Source organism: Mesorhizobium sp. M7A.F.Ca.CA.002.15.2.1 (assembly GCF_003998715.1).
GTDB classification, from domain to species: domain Bacteria; phylum Pseudomonadota; class Alphaproteobacteria; order Rhizobiales; family Rhizobiaceae; genus Mesorhizobium; species Mesorhizobium ciceri.
Genome location: NZ_RZPI01000245.1, coordinates 1 through 7,302, shown reverse-complemented (window position 1 = coordinate 7,302; position 7,302 = coordinate 1). Strand labels below are relative to the sequence as shown.

Annotated in this window: 4 protein-coding genes and 1 pseudogene; 1 reads left to right on the top strand and 4 read right to left on the bottom strand. The window is 63.7% G+C overall.

What is annotated here, in order from left to right; translation table 11 throughout:
* The 3 genes and pseudogenes from ENZ74_RS15550 to secA form a co-directional block, all read right to left on the bottom strand.
* Positions 1–315 (bottom strand): annotated as a pseudogene (locus ENZ74_RS15550) (GNAT family N-acetyltransferase); the annotation flags it as partial.
* A complete protein-coding gene (locus ENZ74_RS15545; protein WP_063169078.1) occupies positions 315–1,715 on the bottom strand; it encodes a lipopolysaccharide biosynthesis protein in 1,401 nt (466 codons plus the stop codon). The pseudogene ENZ74_RS15550 and the gene ENZ74_RS15545, both read right to left, overlap by 1 nt.
* A 457-nt stretch (positions 1,716–2,172) precedes the next feature.
* Positions 2,173–4,905 (bottom strand): preprotein translocase subunit SecA, encoded by a 2,733-nt coding sequence (secA, locus tag ENZ74_RS15535; protein ID WP_063169077.1) that lies wholly within the window; start codon positions 4,903–4,905, stop codon positions 2,173–2,175.
* A gap of 246 nt (positions 4,906–5,151) precedes the next feature.
* Between secA and ENZ74_RS15530 the strand changes: the two genes are divergently transcribed.
* Positions 5,152–6,069 (top strand): peptidylprolyl isomerase, encoded by a 918-nt coding sequence (locus tag ENZ74_RS15530; protein ID WP_024503787.1) that lies wholly within the window; start codon positions 5,152–5,154, stop codon positions 6,067–6,069.
* Between the two features lie 70 nt (positions 6,070–6,139).
* On the opposite strand, the gene ENZ74_RS15525 is transcribed toward ENZ74_RS15530, so the two are convergent.
* Positions 6,140–6,739, bottom strand: a complete 600-nt coding sequence (locus tag ENZ74_RS15525) for a TetR/AcrR family transcriptional regulator (RefSeq protein ID WP_063169076.1) — start codon at positions 6,737–6,739, stop codon at positions 6,140–6,142.
* Positions 6,740–7,302 lie beyond the last annotated feature (563 nt).

Below are 7,302 nucleotides of genomic sequence, written 5' to 3'. Positions count from 1 at the left end.
GTTGCGGTATTCGTCGCCGTCGCGGATGACCGCCAGCCGCACCTCGCGATCTTCCAGCCGCGGCATGGCGGGCGCAAGGAAACGCGGGTTGAAGAACACGTTGGGCTCGACCGTGCGGGCGCAGAGATAATCCAGCTCCTCGACCAGGTCGAAACCGGCGGATGCCGGGTAGATGGCGAGCTTGCGCTCGGGCCGGTTGTTGGCGAGAATCTCGATATGGGCGGGGTCGGCGTCACGGGTCAGCCCGGCAAGGCCCGACACCATGGCGCCGGCGGTGCCGCCGCTGGTTTCCTCAAGCAACGGGATGGCAGCCATCACGCGGCTCCTTTCGCAGGCACGAAGATAAGCATGACGATGCCGAGCTTGCGCCACACCGTGAAGGACAGCGCGCCGGCTTCGAAGATCATGGCAAAGGCGGTGGCCATGGCCGCGCCCCACAGGCCGAACATCGGGATCAGCATCACGTTGAGGGCGATGTTGAAGGCCAGCGTCATGGCATAGACGGCGGCGCAGATGTTCTGGTTGCCGCTCATCGTCAGCAGGCTTTCGCAGGGGCCGACGGCGGCGCGCGCCGCGACGCCGAAGACGAGCAGGAACAGCAAGGGATAGCCGCTGCTGAATTCCGGGCCGAACAGCACCAGCATCGGCTCGCCGAGCGCCAGCACCAGCAGCGCCATCAACAGCGAAGGCCAGAACGTCCACGACACCGTCTCGCGGGCAAAGGCGGCGAGCCTTTGCGGGTCGCCATGGGTGAACTGGGCGTAGCGCTGGGCAACGCCGGCCTTGACGGCGAAGTAGACGAAATGCACCAGCGCCAGGGTCTTCACCGTGGCGAAATAGACGGCGACGTCATTGGGGTCCATATAGGCGCCGACCATCAGCACGTCGGCATTGGTCAGCAGGAAGAAGAAGCTCTCGACCAGGAAGATCGGCAGCGAGACGACGAACCATTGCGCGAAATGGACCTTCATCGGCCCGGCCGGAATCTGCCGTTCCATGCGCTGGGTGACACCGATAAGCTGGCCGAGCGTTGTGGCGTAGGTGGCGGCGATCGAGGCGAAGATCGCGGTCTTTGCGTCAGGAGCATAGCCCGCCAGCAGCATCAGCGCCATGAACAGCAGGATCAGCACCGGCCGCACCAGATAGGTCGGCGACAGGGCAAACAGCGCCCAGCTGTTGGCGCGTGCCAGGCCCGACAGAAGGTCGGACATGGCGATCATCGGCAGGCAGATGACGCCGAGGATGAACGGGATCACATAGTAGCTCTCGATCCAGGGTGCCGCCAGCCAGACGCCGAGCGCGCCGAGCCCGGCAATCAGCGTCGAGGCGATCAGCACGAACAGACGGCTGGCCAGCACGATGCCGCGCAACTCGTCCATCAAGCCGCGCTCGCGGTATTCGGGAATGTAGCGGATGACGGAGGTGTGGAAGCCCAGGCAGGCGAGATTGCCGACGATGACCATCGTCACCCAGACGAGGACGAAGATGCCGTACTCGAACGAGCCCATCCAGCGTGCCATCAGCACCTGGCTGACGAAGGCAATGACGGCGCTGACGATGCGGACCGAGAAGGCGATAACCGACATGCGGCTGGCCTCGCCGCGCTCGTCGGCGGTGAACAGCACAGCATCGATGCGGCCAAGCAACGGCCCCATGCGCAGCGCCCAACGCTGCGGCAAGAACCGCCCGGCAGTCGTGGCCGCGGAAAAGCGCACCCCGATTTCTCTCCGTTTTCCGCTTCTTTTTCAGGCGTTGGTGTAGCGGAGACACATTAAGAAACGGTTGGGTGAGGAATTTCCTTCGCCCCGTCCCTATACGGGGAGAACGTGCCGGCAGGCGGATGAGGGGCGGCACAGGCGTTTGAGGTTTGCGCCGCTGTTTCATCATCGCCGAGGCGCGCAGCACGGAGACGTTGCCGATCAGGATAGCACCCGGCTTTATCGCAAGATCGTGCCTCAGATGGTGCCTTGGCTGCCAGAGGATGAGGCCGCGCAGCTGAAGTTCGAGTTCGAGGCGGCTTAGTCGGCGGGACATCGCCCCCCTCTGGCCTGCCGGCCATCTCCCCCTCAGGTGGGGAGATTGGCTAATCGCGAACGCAGGCGCCGCCCCTCATCCGGCCCTGCGGGCCACCTTCTCCCCGTATAGTGACGGGAGAAGGAAAGCGCCGCGCCTTTACGCAAACGCCCCATGGCAGTGCTTGTACTTCTTCCCCGAACCGCAGGGGCAGGCTTCGTTGCGGCCTACCTTGCCCCAGGTGGCCTGGTTGTTGGGGTCGCGGTCTTCGGGGGCGACGATTGCGGTTGTCTCCGGGCGGACCAGGAGGGCGGTTTCGCCGCCTTCGAAGTCGTTTTCGCCGGTGCTGCCGTCGATATGGGTGCCGAACATGTCGGGGGCTTCCGGAGGTGGCGCTTCGGCGGCCTGACGGACCAGTTCGACGCGCATCAGCTGCGCGGTGACGGCCTGGCGCAGATTGCCAAGCATGGCCTGGAAGAGTTCGAACGCCTCGCCCTTGTACTCCTGCAGCGGATCGCGCTGGGCGTAGCCGCGGAAGCCGACGACCGAGCGCAGATGGTCGAGATTGACGATGTGCTCGCGCCACAGATGGTCGAGCGTCTGCAGCACCACCGAGCGCTCGACATAGTTCATCACCTCGGGGCCAAAACGCTCGGCGCGCTCCTTGGCGGCGGCTTCGGCGGCCTGCGCGATGCGCTCGCGGATGTCGTCCTCGGCGATGCCCTCTTCCTTGGCCCAGTCCTCGACCGGCAGGTCGAGGTTCAGGAACTCGGCGATCTCGGCCTTCAGCCCGGCAACGTTCCACTGCTCGGCATAGGCGTTTTCGGGAATGGCCTTGGCGACGATCTCGTCGATGACGCCTTCGCGCATCTCGGCGATCGTTTCGGAGAGGCCTTCGCCGTCCATCAGTTCGATGCGCTGCTCGAACACCACCTTGCGCTGGTCGTTGGAGACGTCGTCATATTTCAACAGGTTCTTGCGGATGTCGAAGTTGCGCGCCTCGACCTTCTTCTGCGCCTTTTCCAGCGCCTTGTTGATCCACGGATGGATGATCGCCTCGTCTTCCTTGAGGCCGAGCTTCTGCAGCATGCCGTCCATGCGCTCGGAGCCGAAGATGCGCATCAGATCGTCCTGCAGGGACAGGAAGAATTTCGAGCGGCCGGGGTCGCCTTGTCTTCCTGAACGACCTCTAAGCTGGTTGTCGATGCGGCGCGATTCGTGGCGTTCGGTGGCCAGCACATAGAGGCCGCCGGCGGCCAATGCCTTTTCCTTCAGCCGCTCAATGTCGGCAATGATTTCCTTTTCCCGCGCCTCGCGTTCGGGGCCGGCCGGCATGTCGCCCAGCTCTTCCTCGATCCGCATCTCGGCATTGCCGCCGAGCTTGATGTCGGTGCCGCGGCCGGCCATGTTGGTGGCGATGGTGATGGCGCCGGGCTTGCCGGCCTGGGCGACGATCGCCGCCTCGCGCTCGTGATGGCGAGCGTTCAGCACTTCGAAATCGGTAAAACCTTCCTTGCGCAGGCGCTCGGCCAGCTGCTCGGACTTTTCGATGGAGGTGGTGCCGACCAGCGTCGGCTGGCCCTTGGCGCTGGCTTCGCGGATCTCCCTGACGATCGCCTTGTATTTCTCCTCGACCGTCCGGTAGACCTCGTCGTCCTCGTCGATGCGGATCACCGGCAGATTGGTCGGGATCTCGGTGACTTCGAGGCCGTAGATGTTGCCGAATTCCTCTGCCTCGGTCAGCGCCGTGCCGGTCATGCCGGACAGCTTCTTGTAGAGGCGGAAATAGTTCTGGAAGGTGACGGAGGCGAGCGTCTGGTTCTCCGGCTGGATCGCCACATGCTCCTTGGCTTCGAGCGCCTGGTGCAGGCCTTCCGAATAGCGGCGGCCCGGCATCATGCGGCCGGTGAACTCGTCGATGATGACGATCTCGCCGTTGCGGACGATATAGTCCTTGTCCTTCTGGAACAGCCGGTGCGCCTTCAGCGCGTTATTGACGTGGTGGACGATGGCGACGTTCTCGACGTCGTAGAGCGACTCGCCCTTGAGCAGGCCGGCGTCGCGCAAAAGGTTCTCGAGCTTCTCGGTGCCTTCCTCGGTGAAGATCGAGGTCTTCTGCTTCTCGTCGATCTCATAATCCTGCGGCTGCAGCTGGATGATGAAGGTGTCGATGGTGTTGTACATTTCCGAACGGTCCTCGAGCGGACCGGAAATGATCAACGGCGTGCGTGCCTCGTCGACCAGGATGGAATCGACTTCGTCGACGATCGCGTAATTGTGACCGCGCTGCACCATCTGGGCGCGCTCGTATTTCATGTTGTCGCGCAGATAGTCGAAGCCGAGCTCGTTGTTGGTGGCGTAGGTGACATCGGCGGCGTAGGCGGCGCTGCGCTCCTCGTCGGACAGGCCGTGGACGATGACGCCGACCGAGAGGCCGAGGAATTTGTAGACGCGGCCCATCCATTCGGAGTCGCGGGTGGCCAGATAGTCGTTGACGGTGACGACGTGGACGCCCTTGCCGGCAAGCGCGTTGAGGTAGACCGGCAGCGTCGCGACCAGGGTCTTGCCCTCGCCAGTGCGCATCTCGGCAATGCCGCCATTGTGCAGCACCATGCCGCCGATCAGCTGGACATCGAAGGGGCGCATGCCGAGCACGCGGCGCGCGGCCTCGCGGGCGGTGGCGAAGGCCGGCACCAACAGATCGTCGAGCGTGGCGCCGTTGGCGATGTCCTGGCGGAATTTCGCGGTGCGGCCGACCAATTCCTCATCGGAAAGCGCCCGCATCTCGTTTTCCATGGCGTTGATCGCCTCGACACGGGGCCGGGTCGATTTGACCCGACGGTCGTTGGAGGAACCGAAAACCTTACGGGCGAGACCGCCGAGACTGACCATCCAATGGTCCTTTCGATAGAATTCTCAATCTTGAGATGAGCGCCGGGCGGCCCCATCAATTCCACGTGAACGTGGACAAACACAAAAAGCGCCCGGAAAACGGTTCTGGACGCAAAGTCGTTGGACAGATAAGAGGGGGCTCAACTGATGTCAACGCCGCGCTGGCCCTGCTGGCTGCGCCAAATTCCGCCACAATCTGGCCGATCTGGAAGCACCCCTCTTAACAATCCCCACCGGAGTCCCCCTATGTCCCTGTTGTTTCGCCGCGCGTCGCTCGCCAGCCTTGGCTTGGCCGTCGGCCTGTCGGCCCTTTCGCTCTCGCCTGTGATGGCGCAGCAAACCGCTCCCGCTCCAGCGGATGCAGCAGCGCCAGCCGCGGCACCGGTCGATCCCAATAAGGTTATCGCCACGGTCAACGGTCAGCCCCTGACCGAAGCAGATCTGGTGCTTGCCGAAGGGGAATTGTCGCAGCAGTTCGCACAATTGCCGCCCGAGCAGCGCCGTGCCGCCGCCCTTTCGGCTGCCATCGAGATCCGCGTCATGGCCGCCCAGGCGGTCACCACAGGGCTCGACAAGGATCCCGACTTCCAGCGCCGCATGGCCTTCCTGCAGCAGCGCGCGCTGCATGGCGAGATGGTCGAGAAGGGTGTCGTCGACAAGGTCACCGACGCCGAGGTCCGCGCCCGTTACGACCAGGAAATCGCCAACACGCCGCCCACCAACGAGCTGCATGCCCGTCACATCCTCGTGAAGACGAAGGAAGAGGCCGAGGCGATCATCAAGCAGCTCGACGGCGGCGCCGACTTCCAGAAGCTCGCCAACGAGCACACCAGCGATCCGTCAGGCAAGACCAGCGGCGGCGACCTCGGCTGGTTCGGACCTGGCCAGATGGTGCCGGAGTTCGACAAGGCGGCCTCCGCGCTCGAGGTCGGCAAATACACCGAGCAGCCGGTGCAAACGCAGTTCGGCTGGCATGTCATCAAGCTCGAGGACAAGCGCACCAAGCAGCCGCCGGCCTTCGACGACGTCAAGGACCAGGCCAAGCAGGCGGTCATCCGCGACAAGTATTTCGCGCTGGTCAAGTCGCTGCGCGCCGGCGCCAAGGTCGAGATCCCCGACGCCAACCTGAAGAAGGCGGTCGATACGCTGGAAAGCGCCAAGTAAGACTGGCAGCTTTTTGAAAAAGGGGCGCGGCAGCCAGGGGTTGCCGCGCCCTTTTCATTCATTGCCGTCTTTACGAGGCAGGCGCCGCTATGCCTCGCATCACGTAGTTGACGGCCTTGCCGATGGTCGCTTCGTCCTCGTCGAGCCGGTTGGTCAGCAGATGTCTCCAGGCGAAGGAGGCGATCAGGTCGGCGACGACAGCTGAATCGATTTCGGCCGGGATTTCGCCCCTTGCCTTGGCGCGTTCGATGATCTGGGCGGTATGGGACCGTCGGCCCAGTGAGTAGTCGGCAAGGGCCGCGGCCGCGGTCGCGTCCGACTGTGCCTCGGCGATCAGCGACCGGAACACGCTTCCCGACGATGTCTCGCGCCAGTGGGCGAACAGGTTTTTCAGGAAGCCGACGAGATCCTCCTCCAGCCGCCCGGTATCGGGAACATCGACGCGCTTCTGGCGCTGGTAGACCTCAAGCAGCAACGCCGCCTTGCTCGGCCACCAGCGATAGATGGTGGGTTTGCCGGCGCGGGCCCGCCGCGCCACCGCCTCGATCGAGAAACCGGCATAACCGGCTTCGACCAGTACGGTCTCGGCGGCTTGGAGAATGGCCTCGGCGCTGTCGGGATTGCGCCGCGCACCGATCGATCTGCGCGCCGGATCGGCGTCCTCGGCCATCTCTGTCGTCCTCGCCAAACACTTCGCCGGCAATATAGGTGACCCGACGCTCAAACGAAACGGCGCGTTTTCAAGCTTCTGGAGACTGGCTAGTCGGGGCAGGGGTTGGTCGTTTTCTGGGAACCTTACCGGCGTGTTGGTTGGCGAGGTCCCAAAAGCAAAACCCGCCGGGACGGCGGGTCACTGGTGCAAATCAGCACCATGGACGAAAATGTAGCATAGCTGCTCTCACCCTGTCAAGAATAAATTCCTATTGAGATGAACGCGGCCGGCGCAAACTGGCTGACACCGCCGGACCGGCCGTCGGACGATGTCTACTGCATGGCTTGCGACGTCTCGGAGCCCTGCTCCCAGGGGCGAGTTCGAGCTCCCGGACAAGAGCGACGAAAACGCCCTTGCGCCGGCGCGGTCTATCGGGCAAACCGGCCTTCCCTTGCGATTTTCCCGCCCGAGGCCTCCATGTCCACGACGATTTCGCCGCTTGCGCCGAAGAAATACCCGAAAATGCCAGAAATCGAGGGGGTGCGCATCGCCACCGCCGAGGCAGGGATAAAGTACAAGGG

What these genes read in the sequence shown, in the direction of transcription:
- secA (WP_063169077.1), bottom strand. Translation starts at nt 4,905, where the DNA reads ATGGTCAGTCTCGGCGGTCTCGCCCGTAAGGTTTTCGGTTCCTCCAAC.
- ENZ74_RS15530 (WP_024503787.1), top strand. Translation starts at nt 5,152, where the DNA reads ATGTCCCTGTTGTTTCGCCGCGCGTCGCTCGCCAGCCTTGGCTTGGCC.
- ENZ74_RS15525 (WP_063169076.1), bottom strand. Translation starts at nt 6,739, where the DNA reads ATGGCCGAGGACGCCGATCCGGCGCGCAGATCGATCGGTGCGCGGCGC.